We start from the raw sequence: 17,721 nt of genomic DNA, 5'->3' as shown, positions 1-17,721 counted from the left end.
TAATTTTTTTAACAATGCATTAACAAGCCGCCTATTTTTGGTTTTAAATTGTGTGCTTTTGCTTTGCTTGTTTTACTTTAGCCAAAATTTTTATTGAATGGATTTTTTGAAAAAATACAACCAAGTACTTCAGGAATATCTTGACAGTGCCGTTGCCCAAAAAGAACCGCGCCAACTTTACGACCCCATAAAATACATTCTCTCTTTGGGGGGCAAAAGGCTTCGTCCCGTGCTCACATTAATGGTTTGCGATTTTTTTGGCACTGATTTCAAAAAAGCTATTCACGCCGCTCTGGCCGTGGAATTGTTTCATAATTTTTCACTTATCCACGACGATATAATGGACAATGCGCCTTTGCGAAGGGGCCAAAAAACAGTCCATGAAAAATGGGATGTAAACACAGCAATCCTTTCCGGAGACGCGATGCTTATTTTGGCGTACCGTTTTTTTGAAAATTATGAGCCACAAATGTTTCAGGAACTCGCAAGACTTTTTAGCGAAACCGCTCTGCAGGTTTGTGAAGGCCAACAGCACGACATGGATTTTGAGACCCGTGATGATGTTACCTTGGTGGAATACATAAAAATGATAGACCATAAAACCGCCGTATTATTGGGAGCGGCAATGAAAATGGGCGCTATTGTGGCTGAAGTTTCCGAAAGTGATAAAGACAAAATTTATCAATTCGGAAGAAATTTAGGCATTGCTTTTCAGTTGCAGGACGATTATTTGGACGTGTTCGGCAATCCGGAAACCTTTGGAAAACAAGTGGGCGGCGATATTATTGCAAACAAAAAAACATTTCTTTATTTAATGGCTATTGGGCAAGGTTCCTCACAGCAATCAGAAGAATTGGAACATCTTTTCAGTATCAACCCGAAAGACCCGACCGATAAAATTTCAACTGTAAAAGAAATATTCCTGACCTCCGGCGCTGCTGAGGCTACCCGTGATGAAATAGAAAAATACAGCATGAATGCTTTTTCGCTTTTGGAAATAATAAATATTTCTGAAGAAAAAAGGGAAATGCTCCGCGAATTTGGTAACAGTTTGATGCAGCGAAACGTTTGAAAAACAGATGATCAAATTCCTGTTTTTACTAAGGTTTTATTTATGAATATTTTAAGATTTTCAAGCGTATAAATATAAAGATTCCAGTCAGCTAGTTTATCTATTTGTTGTATTTTTGTAGCGTTTTACAAAAAAGACCCTTTGCATATTTATCATGGATAAATTTTCCTTCTTAAACGCGGTTCACCCATCTTACATCGCGGAACTTTACGAAAAATATTTACAATATCCAGACAGTGTTGAACCCAGTTGGAGAGCGTTTTTCCAAGGATTTGACTTTGGTTCTGAAAATAGTGCCCACGAATTTTTTGGCACAAACGAAGCTGTGGAAGCACCACAATATGCTGAAGGAGCAAATTGTGAGGATGTTATAAAGGAATTTCAAGTGGTGAAATTGATAGACGGTTACAGAACCCGAGGCCATCTTTATACCAAAACCAATCCCGTTCGCGAGCGCAGAAAATATACGCCAACACTTGCGTTGGAAAATTTCGGCCTTTCACAGCACGATCTTAAAGCTACTTTTAAAGCTGGCGAAATTCTCGGAATAGGTGAGGCTACGCTGGAAGAAATTATAAAGCATCTTGAAAGCATTTATTGCGATTCCATTGGGATTGAATATATGTATATCCGAAAGCCGAATGAAATTCAATGGATTCAGGAAAAGCTGAATGTTAATGACAATCAGCCGAGCTTTTCTTCAGAACACAAAAAACACATTCTTAAAAAACTCAATGAAGCTGTGTCTTTTGAGAGTTTTCTTCACACAAAATACGTTGGTCAAAAACGATTTTCATTGGAAGGTGGCGAAAGCTTAATTCCAGCTTTGGATGCGTTGATTGAAAATGCCGCCGAAAAAGGAGTTGAGGAATTTGTAATGGGAATGGCTCACCGCGGGCGTTTGAGCACGTTGACAAACATTTTCGGAAAGAGTGCTAAAGATATTTTTAGTGAATTTGACGGAAAGGATTATGCACAGGATATTTTTGATGGCGACGTAAAATATCATTTGGGTTGGACTTCAAAAAGAAAAACCGAATCTGGAAAAGAAATAAATTTAAATATAGCGCCAAACCCTTCGCATTTGGAAACAGTGGGGGCCGTTGTTGAAGGTATTACAAGAGCTAAGCAAGACGACCACCATAAAAACAACCCCAATAAAGTATTACCAATAATTGTACACGGCGATGCTGCAATTGCCGGACAGGGAATTGTTTATGAAATTGTGCAAATGGCGCAATTGGATGGCTATAAAACACAGGGAACCATTCATATTGTAGTGAATAACCAAATTGGTTTTACCACCAATTATTTGGATGCACGTTCGTCCATTTATTGTACCGATGTTGGGAAAGTGACCCTTTCACCAATACTTCACGTAAATGCCGATGATGTGGAAGCTGTGGTGCATGCGATGCTTTTCGCTTTAGATTTCAGAATGGAATTTGGTCGCGATGTTTTCATTGATTTGTTGGGCTATAGAAAATACGGCCACAACGAAGGGGATGAACCGCGTTTCACCCAACCGAAACTTTACAAGGCCATTGCAAAGCATGAAAATCCAAGAGATATTTATGCAGATAAACTGATTGCGCAAGGCGTGATTGAAAAAGGATATACTGATAAACTGGAGCAGGAATATAAAGACAAGTTAGAGGAAAATCTTGAAGATTCCAGAAAAGAAGACAAAACTACCATCACTCCTTTTATGCAGGATGAGTGGGAAGGCTATGAATATGCTGAGGAGGATAAAATGATGGAAGCGGTCAACACAAAGTTTGACTTAAAAAAGCTGGATGAAATTGCAGAAGTAATCACAAAGTTGCCTCAGGATAAAAAGTTCCTAAAAAAAATAGCCAAGCTTGTTGAAGCAAGGCACACTATGTATTTTGAGGACAACAAATTGGATTGGGCCATGGGCGAATTGCTTGCCTACGGAACACTTTTAAAAGAAGGTCACGATGTGCGAATGAGTGGGCAAGATGTGGAGCGCGGAACGTTTTCACACCGTCACGCCGTTATAAAAGTGGAGGACAGCGAGGAAGAAGTTGTGCTTTTAAACAATTTGAAAGGCGACCAAGGCGATTTTTATATATACAATTCATTGCTTTCGGAATATGGGGTTGTTGGGTTTGATTATGGTTATGCCATGGCAAGTCCGAATACATTGACACTTTGGGAAGCACAGTTTGGCGATTTCAGCAATGGGGCGCAGATAATGATTGACCAATATATTTCTGCGGCAGAAGATAAATGGAAACTGCAGAATGGTTTGATAATGCTTTTGCCACATGGTTATGAAGGGCAGGGCGCGGAACATTCTTCCGCGAGAATGGAGCGTTACCTTCAGCTTTGCGCAAATGATAATATGTTTGTGGCAGACGTAACAACACCAGCGAATCTCTTTCACCTTTTTAGAAGACAATTGAAAGTGAATTATCGCAAACCATTGATTGTTTTTACCCCGAAAAGTTTGTTGCGCCATCCAAAAGTGGTTTCTACCAAAGAAGAATTGGCCAATGGCAGTTTCCAAATGCTGATAGACGATGCCGAAGCGAAAGCTTCAAAAGTGAAAACTCTGGTTTTTGTTACGGGTAAATTCTATTACGATTTACTTGAAAAAAGAGAAGAACTGAAAAGAGATGACGTTGCATTGGTGCGTGTGGAACAGTTGTTCCCATTGCCAACAGATGCAATGAAAAAGATTCTCAAAAAATATAAAAATGCAGACGATGTAGTTTGGGCACAAGAAGAACCTAAAAACATGGGAGCTTACTCACACATTTTGATGCATTTTGAAGAAGCCAGAAATTTCAGGGTTTGCAGCAGAAAAATGTATGCAGCGCCTGCCGCTGGCAGCACAGTAAGGTCAAAAGCGCGACACGCAAAAGTGATTGAAAACGTTTTTGATAAAAACATGGATTAGTTTTTCTGAAAATTTTAAAGAAAGAAAAAAAAATTAAATTTAAAGAATTGTAAACCGAGGTTTATATTAAATAACAATACTATGGCATTAGAAATGAAAGTCCCGTCTCCGGGAGAATCCATCACCGAAGTTGAAATAGCATCTTGGTTAGTAAAAGATGGCGATTATGTTGAAAAAGACCAAGCAATCGCTGAAGTTGATAGCGATAAAGCTACATTGGAACTTCCCGCAGAAGCCAGTGGTATTATTACCTTGAAAGCCGAAGAAGGCGATACTGTAGCCGTGGGCGATGTAGTTTGTATTATTGACACAGATGCCAAAAAGCCAGGTGGTGACGATGCTTCCGATAAAAAGGAAACTTCTGAAAAATCTGATTCAAAAGAAGATGCTCCTAAAAAAGCTGAAGCCAAAACACAAACTCCTTCAAAATCTTCCACTCCAAATCAGGAACAGGATAAAAAAACATACGCAACAGGTTCTCCTTCACCTGCCGCTAAGAAAATTCTTGATGAAAAAGGAATGTCTTCTAAAGATGTAAAGGGAAGTGGCCGCGATGGAAGAATCACTAAAGATGATGCCAACAATGCTACACCATCTATGGGAACTCCAGGAAGTGGAAGTCGTGGAAGCGAGCGTAAAAAGCTTTCCATGCTTCGCCGAAAAGTAGCAGAGCGTTTGGTTTCAGCAAAAAACGAAACCGCAATGCTTACTACTTTCAACGAAGTAGATATGACAGCTATTTTTGAATTACGAAACCAATACAAAGAGCAATTCAAGGAAAAACACGGAGTTGGTCTTGGATTCATGTCATTTTTCACCTTAGCCGTGGTTCGTGCTTTGGAACTTTATCCAGATGTAAATTCTATGATTGATGGCGATTATATGATTACGTATGATTTTAAAGATATCTCAATAGCCGTTTCAGGACCGAAAGGTTTAATGGTTCCTGTAATAAGAAATGCAGAAAACCTAAGTTTTAGAGGCGTGGAAGATGAAGTGAAACGCCTTGCAATTCGTGCCCGCGACGGTCAAATTACTGTTGATGAAATGACAGGCGGAACGTTTACAATTTCAAATGGAGGTGTTTTCGGAAGTATGCTTTCAACGCCAATTATAAATCCTCCACAATCTGCAATTCTGGGAATGCACAATATTGTGGAGCGCGCAATAGTTCGCGACGGTGGAATAGTGGTTGCACCAGTAATGTATGTAGCTTTGTCTTATGATCACAGAATAATTGACGGCCGCGAATCTGTTGGTTTCTTGGTTGCAATAAAAGAAGCTTTGGAAAGTCCAGAAGAACTATTAATGGACGGCAACGTTAAACGCGCTTTGGAACTATAACCGAAAAACAATTAGAAAATAAAAAATCCGGCCAATGAGCCGGATTTTTTTGGTTAGTTAGGAAACATCTTATCAGCTAAAAAATAAAGTATTGATCAAGTTAAGCAAAAGGACCAATACTACTGAAACAGCTATAGCTATAACTCTTGGTTTGGTAGAAGTTGTAGCAGCATTGTAATCTTTTTCTTTTTCCTCTATATAAACTGTTTCTTTCATAGTGTAAATATCCATCTTTCTATAGAAATATAAAATACGTGGTAACACGTAAATTTCTGAATAATACCTTAAGTAGTTCTATAACAGTTTTTCATGATGCTCTTTTGCCCAAATAAGGAGACTGTTTGTTTTGGGCTCTATATTGAGTTTAGTAATGATGTTGCTACGGTGTTTTTCTACTGTTCTGTATGAAATGAAAAGCTGGGAGGCAATTTCTTTGTTGGTCTTGTCTTGTGCAATTAACTTCAAAATCTTTTTTTCTGAAGGGGTAAGTGTGTTAAGTTCACCATCATCCACAAAAACAACTCCTATCAGCTCTTTTATTTTATCACTAAAAAAAGGAGCGCCTTCAGTAACAGTTTTAATACAGTTCTCAATCTCTTCTAGTGCAAACTCTTTCAATATGTAACCAAATATATTAAGTTCCTGGGCTTTTTGATAAAGATCTTTTTCTTTGTGAAGTGTTATCAATACAATTTTGGTGTCTAAATCAAGTCCCTTGCATTGTTGTGCAATTTCGAGTCCAGACATATAAGGCATTTGGATGTCAAGTATTGCAATGTCTGGGTTTTTTTTGGTAATAAGGTTGTATGCCTCTCTTCCATCTTTGCCACTTCCCACTAGGTTATAGCCTTTTTCAATCAAAAAGTCGCTGAGCCCTTTTAATAGTAAGGGGTGGTCGTCTGCAATAATGATAGATGGTGTAGTGTTGCTCATAATGGAAATTGAAATTCCAGCACAGTGCCGGTGTCTTTTTTAGAGGTTACCTTCATTTGGCCTTTTAAAAATTTTGTACGTTCTAAAAGTGTTTTCAGGCCTAATGATTTTACATCTTGGTATTTTTCTGCAAAGTCAAAGCCCACACCATTGTCACGAATTGAGATAAGAATGTTATTGGTGAATTTTTTTACGGATACTTTTCCCGCTTCTGCGTTTGCGTGTTTTAATATATTACTAAGGCTTTCTTGAATTATCCTATAGATGTTTACTTCGTCCTCTTTTGAGAAAATGTTGTCAATATTATCAATTTCAGCAGAGATGAAAAGCGTAGTGTTTTCATCTATCATGTTTATGGTGTATTCAATGGCCTTGGTAATGCCCAGTTCTTGTAACTGAAAGGGGTGCAAATCTCTAGAAATTGCCCGGACTTCTTCTATGGTATGGTCCACCATTTTTTTTGTGTCGTCATCGCCACTTGCCATCAGCTTGTTCTTGATGACCAATAATTGTTGGCCAATACCGTCGTGTAGGTCTTTTGATATTCTTCGGCGCTCGCTTTCTTGTGAAATTAGCAATTCCTGACTAAATTTTTCTTGAAGGATTTTATTGCTTCTTAAATGCCTTTGGTTACGGAAAAGCAAGATTAGACCAAAACCTAGGAGAATGGCAATACCGCCAAAAAGCATGGCTTTTTTAAAACCTTCATTGTCCTTTTCAAGAAGTGTGATGCTTGTGGATTTTTCAACAAGTTCTTTTTCTTTTTTTTCTGTTTCATAAAGAGTTTGGTAGTAAGCTAGGGCATTTGCAGTACTGCGATTGTATATAGAATCTTTGATGGCATTTGCAGCTTGGTTGTTTTCAACGCTCTTTTTGTAATCTTCCGTGTCAAAATAGAGCTCAGAAAGAAAAGAATAGGAACTCATTATTTCATCTTCCATTCCTAATTTTTTTGCTATTTCTAGCTTGTTCTGTGCAAGTTTTATTGCTTCTTCATGTTTGCCAATTGTTTGAAGATACTTAGCTTTTCCCCCTAAAAAATTTAGTTCTGCTGAAGGATCTCCAGAGAGATCATATTCCAAATTCTCTATAAGTTCTAAATGTTTTTTTGCTTCAATAATTTGGTTGTGCTCACAATAATATTCTATTAATCTTGAATGGATGCCAATAAATGTGGATTGTTCTGATTCTTCTTTATTGAAAATTTTCTCGGCGGTTAACAATGACTTGTATTCTAAATCACGTTCTCCCATTTTTTTATAATCTAGAGCCTGATTGTAATATTCATTTGACAAAAACCTGCTCAACCCTAATGTCTTCATTTTATCAATTAAAGCATTGCGCTCCATCTTTGCTTTTTCATAGAAACCATTCATACTGAACATGCTAATTATGCCTTGCTGTGCATAAACCATATAGTCATATTCTTTTTTAATTTCATATATAGTGTATGCTTGGGTGAAATCTTCACCAGCTAAAACAAATCTCCCCAAATTTGAATATGCCTGCCCTCTAAAAAGATAAGTGTCTGCAATGTTCAGGGAATCGGTTTTTGAAAAATTTTCTAGTGCCATGTTATAATCTTCAATGGCTTTTTTAAGATCTACCTTGGTGTTGGCTTTGCCGCGTTTAATATAAAGGCCGCCCAGCAAAAGACTGTCTCTGATTTTATATTTACGTGCAAGCACACTATTTATTATGGTTATTGCATTCAGGGGGTCGTTTGCATAGTTGGTAAGTGGATACTGAAGGTTCATCGCCTTCCTGGCTGCATCCTCAATACTGTCCATCTCTTGTGCCAAACTTATGTATTGTATGCTGTATTTTATAAAAGCGTCACTATCGGTATAAAATGTTCGGGACAATAAACTATCCAGTGCCGTAAGACTTTCTGTTTTGGTTTTGGCTGAAGCTAATTTTTTTTCATAATGTGGAATATCTTGACAATACCCCGAAGCTGGGGAAAACGCAATAATGAAAAAGAGGATTCCTATTTTTTTCAGCACAAATGAATTATTTCAGAAGAAGATAAAAGTACTTAAATTATTGTAAATAAACCATATCTAAAAACCATTCTATTTTATATAGAAGCAATTTCTACCATAATCTATCACTGCCCGATGCTCCTTTAAAAAATCTGCACCAATGATGCCATGAACCGGTCCTTCATTCACCTGCAACAATGCCTCATTTACATGTGAAAGGTCAAAAAGCACGAAATCCATATTTCTAATTTCCCAATTATGGATGCTAAATTTATTTTTTCGGGACAGCATAGTTTCCATATTTATGGCACCAGCTCCAGCAGCTTTAATGATGCTTTCCTCGCTTATCAATAAGAAATGTGCACTGTCCCTGAAACCCACGCAGCTTGCAGATGCGCCAGTATCCAGAATAAAATCACCCAAGACAGTGTTTATTTTTGCTGAAAAAAGATAATGGCCGGTGGCTAACTTTTTAAGTGGAATGCGATAAAAACCTTGGTCTTCAAGAAATTTGCGTAGCTGCATTAATTTTTTTGTGTAAAGATAGCAAACAAAATAAGTAGCTTTGCAACTATGTTGACTGATACACACACCCATTTATATAGTGAAGCCTTTGCCGAAGACCGTCCGCAGATGATGCAACGTGCTTTTGATGCTGGCATAAAACGCTTTTTCATTCCGGCCATTGATTCCGGTTATACCGAAGCGATGTATTCATTGGAAAAAGAATATCCCAATAATGTTTTTTTGATGATGGGTTTGCATCCAACCTCGGTAAAGGAAAATTTTGTAGAAGAATTGGCGCATGTTGAGGAACAATTCAAAATAAGAAATTTTTATGCCGTTGGTGAAATTGGCATCGATCTTTATTGGGATAAATCTACTTTACAAATTCAGAAAACAGCTTTCAAAAGGCAAATTCAATTGGCGAAGAAATACAAATTGCCAATAGTTATTCATTGCCGTGATGCCTTTGATGAAATTTTTGAAGTTTTGGAAACTGAAAAAAGCGATGATCTCTTCGGGATTTTTCACTGCTTTACAGGAACTTTAGAGCAGGCTGAAAGGGCAATTTCATATAATATGAAACTTGGCATTGGCGGTGTGGCTACTTTTAAAAACGGAAAAATCGATACTTTTTTAAATGAAATTCCGCTAAAACACATCGTTCTGGAAACCGATTCGCCTTATCTTGCCCCAGCGCCTTTCCGCGGAAAACGAAATGAAAGCAGCTATTTGTCCTTGATCTGTAAAAAGGTTTCGGAGATTTATGGAATTCCTGAAGAAGAGATAGCTCGAGTTACTACTCAAAATTCAAAGAACGTTTTTGGAATATAAATTAGGTATAAATAAATATGACAAAAAAACCAAACATACTCCTTATATATACTGGCGGAACAATCGGGATGATAAAGGATTTTGAAACCGGCGCGCTGCGCAATTTCAATTTTGATGAATTGCTAAACCATATCCCAGAGCTAAAGCTACTGGATTGTAATATTACAACAACCACATTCTCAAAACCGATTGATAGTTCTAATATGAACCCAAAATATTGGGTGGACATTTCAACCATTATTGAAGAAAACTATGAAAAAATGGATGGTTTTGTCGTGCTTCACGGCAGTGACACAATGAGCTACACCGCTTCTGCATTAAGTTTTATGTTGGAAAATTTGGGTAAGCCCGTCATTTTCACTGGATCTCAATTGCCAATAGGTGATTTGCGAACAGATGCTAAGGAAAACCTAATTACATCCATCCAGATTGCTTCACTTCAAGAAAAAGGCTTTTCAAAAATTGCTGAGGTCTGTCTTTATTTTGAATACAAATTATATCGCGCAAACCGAACAACCAAGATAAATGCAGAGCATTTTGAAGCATTCGCCTCTTTAAATTATCCCGAATTGGTACAAAGTGGAGTGCATTTGGTGGTTAACAATGAAGCGTTATACAGACCAAACCGAAGAAAAAAGTTGAAAGTCCACAAAACATTGGAGAGCAATATTCTTTTGGTAAAAATGTTTCCAGGAATTGATGAAGCAACGGTAAAATATCTTTTTGAATACCCTGAAATAAAAGGATTGGTGCTTGAAACCTACGGAAGCGGTAATGTAACCAATGCCGAATGGTTTATAAATTCACTTAAAAAAGTTATTAAAAAAGGAGTTCCCGTTATTAATGTGACACAATGTTCCGGTGGAAGTGTGAATATGGGCCTTTATGAAACCAGTACCGAACTAAAAAAAATAGGTGTTATTAGCGCAAAAGACTGCACTACGGAAGCCGCATTAGCAAAATTAATGTACTTATTGGGACAAAAAATTTCGGCTAACAGCTTCAAAACCATATTTGAAACCTCCTTGCGCGGAGAAATGCAATAAATTAACCCACTAATTTTTTTATAGCGTTATTTTTTTTGTGATATTTGGCACTCCATTTTAAGAAGTGGCAGCATAATAGAGAGGTGGCCGAGCGGTCGAAGGCGCACGCCTGGAAAGCGTGTATACGCCAAAAGCGTATCGAGGGTTCGAATCCCTTCCTCTCTGCAACAAACTTATAGAATATCAAGAAGCTCATTTGAGTGTAAATTAATATTCTTGCAGATTAACTAAATTATTTTATATCTTTAAACCTTTAACTAAAAACAAACTTTAAGTCGATAGCAATGAAAAAATTATTTTCTATTCTGGCGCTTGCCGCAATCGTTTTTGCAGGCACGTTAAACGCAAACGCTGCAACAGCGCAAACAATGCCAACAAGTTCACAAGCTTTGGTTACAGCAGCCACATTTACTATTATTCAAGATGAAGCGGCTCCAGCTGCCGAAGCTGATAAAGGATTTCATCAAGAATTGAAAGAACGCTTTGTAGAAGGTGGTCCTGGATTTATGGGGATCGTTCTATTGTGTTTAATTCTTGGATTGGCTATTGCTATTGAAAGAATTATTTACCTTAATCTTTCTACTACCAACACTCAAAAATTGGCTCAAGATGTTGAAGATGCACTAAACAGTGGTGGTATTGACGCTGCTAAAGAAGTGTGCAGAAACACAAAAGGTCCTGTTGCTTCAATCTACTATCAAGGTTTGGACCGCGCCCACGAAGGTATTGATATTGCTGAAAAAGCAGTAGTTGCCTATGGTGGTGTTCAGATGGGGCAACTTGAAAAGAATGTATCTTGGATATCTCTTTTCATTGCTTTGGCTCCGATGCTTGGTTTCATGGGTACGGTAATCGGGATGATTATTGCCTTTGATAAAATTCAAGCAGCTGGGGATATGAACCCGTCACTTGTGGCAGGAGGTATTAAAGTGGCACTTTTAACAACTGTATTTGGTTTGATCGTGGCTATTATACTTCAAATTTTCTATAACTATATTATCGCTAAGATTGATAGTATCGTTAATAGTATGGAAGACGCTTCAATCACTTTGATCGACATGTTGTTCGACTACAAACAAAAAAACAAAATCTAAACAAACCACAAGATGGCATTACATAAAATTTTAAAAATAGTAGCATTGCTTCTAAGCGTTGCAGGAGTTATTTTTCTTGCAATGATCATCGCGAAAGGTGATACTGAAGTTGCCGCCACTGGCGCTGGAGTTGATGGTTTTCTTTACGTTGCATATATAATATTTGCAATTACAATACTATTCGTTCTTTTCTTTGTATTAAAAGGATTAGCAGCAGGAAATATTAAGAACACATTAATTTCTATAGGAGCATTTCTACTTATAGTGGTTATCTCTTACGTCTTGGCGAACGGTACACCTATGGAAATGCAAGAAGGCGAGATGCTCTCTGCAAGTGGCTCTAAATGGGTTGGTACTGGATTGTATACATTCTACATATTGGCAGTATTAGCTATTGGAGCAATGGTTTTCAGCGGAATTAAAAAAATATCAAAATAATGGCAAGAAGAGCAACACCTGAAGTAAACGCAGGGTCGATGGCTGACATCGCTTTCCTCTTGCTTATCTTTTTCTTGGTAACTACTACCATTGAAAAGGACAAGGGTATCGCGAGACAGTTGCCGCCTAAAGAGCCGCCTACAGACGAACAAGTAAAAATCAAGGAAAAAAACCTCTTTATTGTTAATGTTAACAGAAGCGACCAATTGCTTGTAGAGGAAAAATTGATGGAGCTTAAAGATCTGCGCCAAGCAGCAATTGCTTTTCTGGATAACGGTGGAGCATCAGCTGGAACTGCAGAATATTGCGATTATTGCAAAGGTAAAAGAAATCCAGAATCTTCAGATAACCCTGATAAAGCTGTAATATCTGTTCAGAATGATAGGCTTACTTCTTATAAAATGTATATAGCTGTTCAAAATGAACTTGTTGCTGCGTACAATTTTTTAAGAGATCGGGAATCTGAAAGACTTTATGGATGGAAATTTACCGAGAAGACGAAAGACCTTGATGAAGGGAAGATAAAAGGCGAAGCTGCAAAAGAAGCTTTACAGGAAAAACTGGAAACTATTCAAAAGTTATTTCCTCAAAAACTTTCTGAAGCAGAACCTAAAAAATCCGGACAATAATATTTAGAATATGTCAAAATTTAAAAAGAAAAAAGACGGTGGATTGCCAGCCATCTCTACAGCATCCCTACCGGATATTGTATTTATGCTCCTGTTCTTCTTTATGGTTGTAACAGTATTGCGCGATGACAATCTGCTTGTTCAAAACAAATTGCCAAAGGCCGATCAAGTTGAGAAACTAAAGAAAGACCGATCGGTTTATATTTATGCTGGAAAGCCAAGCTCCAGATATCAGGACAAATACGGCTCTGAGGCAAAAATACAGATTGGTGATAAGTACACTGATATTACCAGTATTAAATTTGCTTTAACAGAAGCACGCCAAAAGTTACGTCCTGAGCTTCAGGAGTATGTTATGGTTGCGTTAAAAGTTGATGAGAAAACAAATACTGGAATGGTAACTGACATTAAACAGGAATTGCGTGATCTTAACATGTTAAAGATTATCTATATTACCACTCCTGGAAATGAAATAAATCAATAAGGCTATTAAGCTTTATTTTTTAAAACGCCTTGACCCGAGGTTTTTTGGGATCAAGGCGTTTTTTTGTTCCCTTTATTCTGAAAAATAAATTTATCTTTATGGGTATGCAAAAGATATTTAGAATCTACTTTACATTATTTATAGGTCTTGTTTCCCTTGCAGTTTTGGCCCAGGACACTATTCCTCCTGTGTCAGCTGATTCGCTTTATAGAGAGGACCAGTTTTATATTGGTCTAACATATAATGCGCCCTTAAATATGCCTTCTGGAGTGAATACTCGTGGTCTTTCTGGTGGTATTCAATTTGGGTTTGTTAGGGATATGCCTATTAACAAACAACGAAATATTGCTATTGCAATAGGCGCAGGAATTGCAATTGATCAATTTGGACAGAATCTTTTTATAGGAGAAACCCAAAATAACGAAACAATTTTTAGGGTTTTAGATGGGAATGTAGATTTTACCCGAAATCGATTCAATATGGCCATAATTGAAGCTCCATTGGAATTCAGATGGCGAACTTCAACAGCTTCAAGCTATAAATTTTGGAGAGTTTATGCTGGTTTTAGGGTGGGTTATGCATATTGGTATAAAACAACTTTTAAACAACCCGGGAACAACGTGAACCAAACAAAAATTCCAGAGTTTGATCCAGTTCGATTGTCTGGTACATTAAGTTTTGGATACAGCACGTTTAACTTATTTGCTTCCTATAGTATAAATCCTTTCTTCAAAGATGCAGTGACTGTTGATGGGGAAGTGGTGGATTTTAGAACACTCAAACTAGGTTTGATGTTCTATATTCTATAACCAAAGGTTGAATAGAATCAATTGCGGTAATGCCCCCAAAAGTAATCCCACGCCAAGTTCGGGATACGTGTGAGAATCATTATTCAGACGGGATGAAGCAACCCAGCCATTTACAAAAAGGAAAAAACTGATAGTTATAAGTAAGTTTATTTTGAAATGTGCGCTCAATCCAACTAGAAACATTAAAATTCCAGCTACGCCCATTTGGTGAAGGCTGACTTTTAATTTAAAAAACACCATCACCAAAGCACTAAAGGCTGAAAAGAGAATTCCAACAAAAAAATAATATAACTCAGGATCTTCATAAGGGTCAAAAACCATTTTAATGATAAGCAATAAAAGTATACACTGTATCATTAAAGGAAATTTACGCTCCTTCACTTCTTTTAAATAGATGGTTTCCACAACACGTAAATTTTTCAAAAAGAAAAAGATAACAATAGGAATTAAAATAGTAATGATTGCAATTGAAAAAAGTTCCACACGAACCAACTGAGGGTCTAAATATCTTGGCGTAACACTGTAATAAAGTATGGTGCCCAAAATTGGCATCAATAAAGGATGAAAGATATATGATGCGGTTTTTAGAAATAAATTCATCAAATTTCTTTTCTAAGTCTTGCCACTGGCAAATCCAATTGTTCCCGGTATTTGGCAATGGTTCTTCGTGCAATGGGATAGCCTTTCTCCAATAAAATTTTAGCCAGTTTATCATCTGTAAGTGGCTTCCGTTTGTTTTCTTCGGATATGGTTATTTCAAGAATTTTCTTAATTTCTTTGGTAGAAACATCTTCCCCTTGATCGTTTTTCATCGATTCACTGAAAAAATCCTTTATAAGCTTCGTTCCGTAAGGCGTGTCCACATATTTGCTGTTCGCTACGCGCGAAACCGTGGAAACGTCCATATTAATTTTGTCCGCAATGTCTTTTAAGATCATCGGTTTCAACTTGCGTTCATCGCCGCTCAAAAAGTATTCTTCTTGATGGTGCATAATTGCATTCATAGTAACAAAAAGAGTTTGTTGGCGTTGCTTGATAGCATCTATAAACCATTTGGCAGCATCTAGCTTCTGTTTTATGAACATTACAGCGTCTTTCTGCGCTTTGGATTTATCTTTAGACTCTTTGTAGCCCTTCAGCATATTGGTGTAATCGTGGCTCACGTGAAGCTCTGGCGCGTTTCTTCCGTTTAAGGTTAAATCCAATTCGCCATCAATGATTTTTATTGCGAAATCGGGAACTACATGCTCCACCATTCTTGTATTTCCAGAATAAGTTCCGCCCGGTTTTGGGTTTAAACCTTCAATTTCGTGGATTGCATCCCGCAGTTGGTCTTCGGTGATATCAAACTTTTGAATTAGTTTTTTGTAATGTTTTTTGCTGAAATGATCAAAGGAGTCTTCAATAATCTCAATTGCTAAGGCTACAGGCGGTGTATGTTCCCTTCGTTCCAACTGAAGCAATAAGCATTCCTGCAGATCGCGGGCTGCAACTCCGGCAGGATCCAATTCTTGAACTATCTTCAGTACTTTTTCAACTTTATCCTCAGTGGTGTAAACGTTTTGGGTAAAAGCCAAATCATCAACAATTTCCTGTAATTCACGTCTTATATAGCCACTTTCATCAACGCTTCCCACCAAAAACTCCGCAATTTCTTTTTCCTCTTCGTCTAACCGATAGGTGCTCAATTGCTGCATCAAATGCTGTGTAAAAGAAGTTCCCGCAGCATAGGGCATTTGCCTTTCTTCATCGTCCGCGCTATAATTGTTTGCGGAAAGTTTATAGCTGGGCACTTCGTCATCGCTTAAGTAATCGTCAACGTTTATATCAGTTTCAATTACTTCGTTGCCCTCGTCATAATTGTCGTCAAATTCATCGTTGCTAAATTCATCATCAAAGTTTTCACTCTCTTCTTTTCCACCTTCAAGAGCCGGGTTTTCTTCCAATTCTTGTGAAATGCGCTGCTCAAAAGCTTGCGTAGGCAGTTGTATCATCTTCATCAACTGTATTTGTTGAGGCGATAATTTCTGGGAAAGTTTAAAGCTTAATTGTTGTTTTAACATGATTTCTTTTAGTACTTCATAAAGTTAAAAAAAACCAGCTACTAAAATAATGAAGTAGCCAGTTTTAATACAATCTTATGCTTTTTTAGATTAGAATTCTGCGTTGCCAGGAGTTCTTGGGTACGGAATTACATCGCGAATGTTACCCATTCCCGTGGTAAACTGCACCAAACGCTCAAAACCAAGTCCAAAACCACTGTGAACGGCGGTCCCGAATTTACGGAGATCCAAATACCAGTATAATTCTTTTGCATCAACGTTCATGGTTTTCATTTTTTCAAGCAAAACGTCATAACGCTCTTCCCGTTGCGAGCCACCCACTATTTCTCCAATTCCTGGAAACAACACGTCCATTGCGCGAACCGTTTTTCCATCGTCGTTCAAACGCATGTAAAACGATTTTATATTTGCAGGATAATCAAAAAGAATTACGGGACATTTAAAGTGCTTTTCCACCAAAAAACGCTCGTGCTCGCTTTGAAGATCGGCACCCCATTCTTCAATTATATATTTGAATTTTTTCTTTTGGTTTGGTTTGGAACGTTTCAAAATATCAATCGCTTCGGTATAGCTCACTCTTTTGAAATTGTTCTCCAAAATAAAACGAAGCTTTTCACGAAGTTTCATTTCACTGCGCTCATCCTGTGGCTTGTTCTTTTCTTCTTCCAACAAACGGTTTTCAAGAAATTCTAAGTCATCTGCACAGTTTTCCAAAGCGTAATTTACAACGTACTTTATAAAATCTTCCGCTAGATCCATGTTAGCGTCCAAATCATTGAAAGCAACCTCTGGCTCAATCATCCAAAACTCAGCTAAGTGGCGGCTGGTATTGGAGTTTTCAGCCCTAAAAGTTGGGCCGAAAGTATAGACTTTCCCGAGCGCCATTGCATACGTTTCAGCTTCCAACTGCCCGCTTACGGTTAGGTTGGCTTCTTTTTCGAAGAAATCTTCTTTATAATTTACATTGCCGTTATCATCCAACGGCGGATTTTTAGCATCTAAATTCGTAACCCGAAACATCTCACCAGCACCTTCTGCATCGCTTCCGGTAATAATAGGTGAGTGCATATAATTGAACCCGTTTTTCTGGAAATATTCGTGAACGGCAAAAGCCAGTTTGGAGCGAGTACGCATCACGGCGCCAAAAGTATTGGTGCGGATTCGCAAATGTGCCTGTTCGCGCAAGGTTTCTAGCGAATGTCTTTTTGGTGAAAGTATGGTAAGTTTTACCTCTTCTGGGTTTGCTTCGCCTAAAACGGTCAATTTTGAAACCTGAATTTCTAGCGTTTGGCCTTGGCCTTGGCTTTCCACTAGCGCGCCCTTAACTTCAATGGCAGCGCCAACGGTTACTTTTTTAAGGACTTCTTCCTCAAAATTTTCAAAATCCACTACACATTGTAGGGTTTTTATTGTTGATCCGTCATTTAATGCAATGAATCTATTGCTTCTAAAAGAGCGCACCCAACCGCGAACGATTACTTCCACGTGGGTTTTTTCGCTTTTCAACAATTCATCTATTGTTTTGTCTTGCATGGTCAAATTTTAAGAGGAGCAAAGATA

Annotated in this window: 17 protein-coding genes and 1 tRNA gene; 11 read left to right on the top strand and 7 right to left on the bottom strand. The window is 37.8% G+C overall.

Going from position 1 to position 17,721, the window contains the following annotated elements:
- Positions 1-97: 97 nt before the first annotated feature.
- The 3 genes from Q2U82_RS03810 (at position 98) to odhB (ending at position 5,342) form a co-directional block, all read left to right on the top strand.
- Positions 98-1,072: a polyprenyl synthetase family protein gene (locus tag Q2U82_RS03810; protein ID WP_410006393.1), complete on the top strand. Its 975-nt coding sequence runs from the start codon at positions 98-100 to the stop codon at positions 1,070-1,072.
- A 154-nt stretch (positions 1,073-1,226) separates the two neighbouring features.
- A complete protein-coding gene (locus tag Q2U82_RS03805) occupies positions 1,227-3,998 on the top strand; it encodes a 2-oxoglutarate dehydrogenase E1 component (protein ID WP_410006392.1) in 2,772 nt (923 codons plus the stop codon).
- An 81-nt stretch (positions 3,999-4,079) separates the two neighbouring features.
- On the top strand, positions 4,080-5,342 hold the full coding sequence (odhB, locus tag Q2U82_RS03800; RefSeq protein WP_410006391.1) for a 2-oxoglutarate dehydrogenase complex dihydrolipoyllysine-residue succinyltransferase: 1,263 nt from the start codon (positions 4,080-4,082) through the stop codon (positions 5,340-5,342).
- Between the two features lie 72 nt (positions 5,343-5,414).
- Here odhB and Q2U82_RS03795 read toward each other — a convergent pair whose 3' ends face one another.
- The 4 genes from Q2U82_RS03795 to Q2U82_RS03780 all read right to left on the bottom strand — a co-directional run bounded on the left by Q2U82_RS03795 (position 5,415) and on the right by Q2U82_RS03780 (position 8,785).
- Entirely contained in the window at positions 5,415-5,558 is a 144-nt protein-coding gene (locus Q2U82_RS03795; protein ID WP_410006390.1) for a hypothetical protein, read from the bottom strand.
- Between the two features lie 78 nt (positions 5,559-5,636).
- A complete protein-coding gene (locus tag Q2U82_RS03790; protein ID WP_410006389.1) occupies positions 5,637-6,275 on the bottom strand; it encodes a response regulator in 639 nt (212 codons plus the stop codon).
- Complete coding sequence (locus Q2U82_RS03785; protein ID WP_410006388.1) at positions 6,272-8,281, bottom strand: ATP-binding protein; 2,010 nt, start codon at positions 8,279-8,281, stop codon at positions 6,272-6,274. Before Q2U82_RS03785 ends, Q2U82_RS03790 begins: the two co-directional genes overlap by 4 nt.
- Positions 8,282-8,350: 69 nt before the next feature.
- A complete protein-coding gene (locus Q2U82_RS03780; RefSeq protein WP_410006387.1) occupies positions 8,351-8,785 on the bottom strand; it encodes a TIGR02281 family clan AA aspartic protease in 435 nt (144 codons plus the stop codon).
- A 48-nt stretch (positions 8,786-8,833) separates the two neighbouring features.
- On the opposite strand from Q2U82_RS03780, the gene Q2U82_RS03775 reads away from it, so the two are divergent.
- The 8 genes from Q2U82_RS03775 to Q2U82_RS03740 all read left to right on the top strand — a co-directional run bounded on the left by Q2U82_RS03775 (position 8,834) and on the right by Q2U82_RS03740 (position 14,098).
- Positions 8,834-9,598, top strand: a complete 765-nt coding sequence (locus tag Q2U82_RS03775; protein WP_410006386.1) for a TatD family hydrolase — start codon at positions 8,834-8,836, stop codon at positions 9,596-9,598.
- Positions 9,599-9,615: 17 nt separating this feature from the next.
- The gene (locus Q2U82_RS03770; RefSeq protein WP_410006385.1) at positions 9,616-10,644 is read left to right on the top strand and encodes an asparaginase; all 1,029 of its coding nucleotides are present in this window, start codon (positions 9,616-9,618) and stop codon (positions 10,642-10,644) included.
- Between the two features lie 77 nt (positions 10,645-10,721).
- Positions 10,722-10,809: transfer RNA gene (locus tag Q2U82_RS03765), tRNA-Ser, on the top strand.
- A gap of 119 nt (positions 10,810-10,928) precedes the next feature.
- Positions 10,929-11,738: a MotA/TolQ/ExbB proton channel family protein gene (locus Q2U82_RS03760; RefSeq protein WP_410006384.1), complete on the top strand. Its 810-nt coding sequence runs from the start codon at positions 10,929-10,931 to the stop codon at positions 11,736-11,738.
- Positions 11,739-11,750: 12 nt separating this feature from the next.
- Positions 11,751-12,176 carry a hypothetical protein gene (locus Q2U82_RS03755; RefSeq protein WP_410006383.1) on the top strand — a complete coding sequence of 142 codons (426 nt, stop codon included), beginning with the start codon at positions 11,751-11,753 and terminating at the stop codon, positions 12,174-12,176.
- Positions 12,176-12,805, top strand: coding sequence for an ExbD/TolR family protein (locus Q2U82_RS03750; RefSeq protein WP_410006382.1), 630 nt, complete (start codon positions 12,176-12,178; stop codon positions 12,803-12,805). Before Q2U82_RS03755 ends, Q2U82_RS03750 begins: the two co-directional genes overlap by 1 nt.
- 10 nt (positions 12,806-12,815) lie before the next feature.
- A complete protein-coding gene (locus Q2U82_RS03745; protein WP_410006381.1) occupies positions 12,816-13,289 on the top strand; it encodes an ExbD/TolR family protein in 474 nt (157 codons plus the stop codon).
- A 104-nt stretch (positions 13,290-13,393) separates the two neighbouring features.
- Positions 13,394-14,098, top strand: a complete 705-nt coding sequence (locus tag Q2U82_RS03740; protein WP_410006380.1) for an outer membrane beta-barrel protein — start codon at positions 13,394-13,396, stop codon at positions 14,096-14,098.
- Here the strand turns inward: Q2U82_RS03740 and Q2U82_RS03735 are convergent.
- From Q2U82_RS03735 to asnS, 3 genes are all read right to left on the bottom strand, one after another.
- Positions 14,093-14,698, bottom strand: coding sequence for a hypothetical protein (locus Q2U82_RS03735; protein WP_410006379.1), 606 nt, complete (start codon positions 14,696-14,698; stop codon positions 14,093-14,095). The two genes, Q2U82_RS03740 and Q2U82_RS03735, sit on opposite strands and share 6 nt — an antisense overlap.
- Positions 14,698-16,161: an RNA polymerase factor sigma-54 gene (gene rpoN / locus Q2U82_RS03730; protein WP_410006378.1), complete on the bottom strand. Its 1,464-nt coding sequence runs from the start codon at positions 16,159-16,161 to the stop codon at positions 14,698-14,700. The genes Q2U82_RS03735 and rpoN overlap by 1 nt, the downstream gene beginning before the upstream one ends.
- Before the next feature lie 90 nt (positions 16,162-16,251).
- Positions 16,252-17,694: an asparagine--tRNA ligase gene (asnS, locus tag Q2U82_RS03725; protein WP_410006377.1), complete on the bottom strand. Its 1,443-nt coding sequence runs from the start codon at positions 17,692-17,694 to the stop codon at positions 16,252-16,254.
- Positions 17,695-17,721: the final 27 nt, after the last annotated feature.

It is taken from the genome of Aequorivita nionensis, assembly GCF_046352995.1.
GTDB classification, from domain to species: domain Bacteria; phylum Bacteroidota; class Bacteroidia; order Flavobacteriales; family Flavobacteriaceae; genus Aequorivita; species Aequorivita nionensis.
This window is presented reverse-complemented; position numbering and strand designations above follow the sequence as displayed.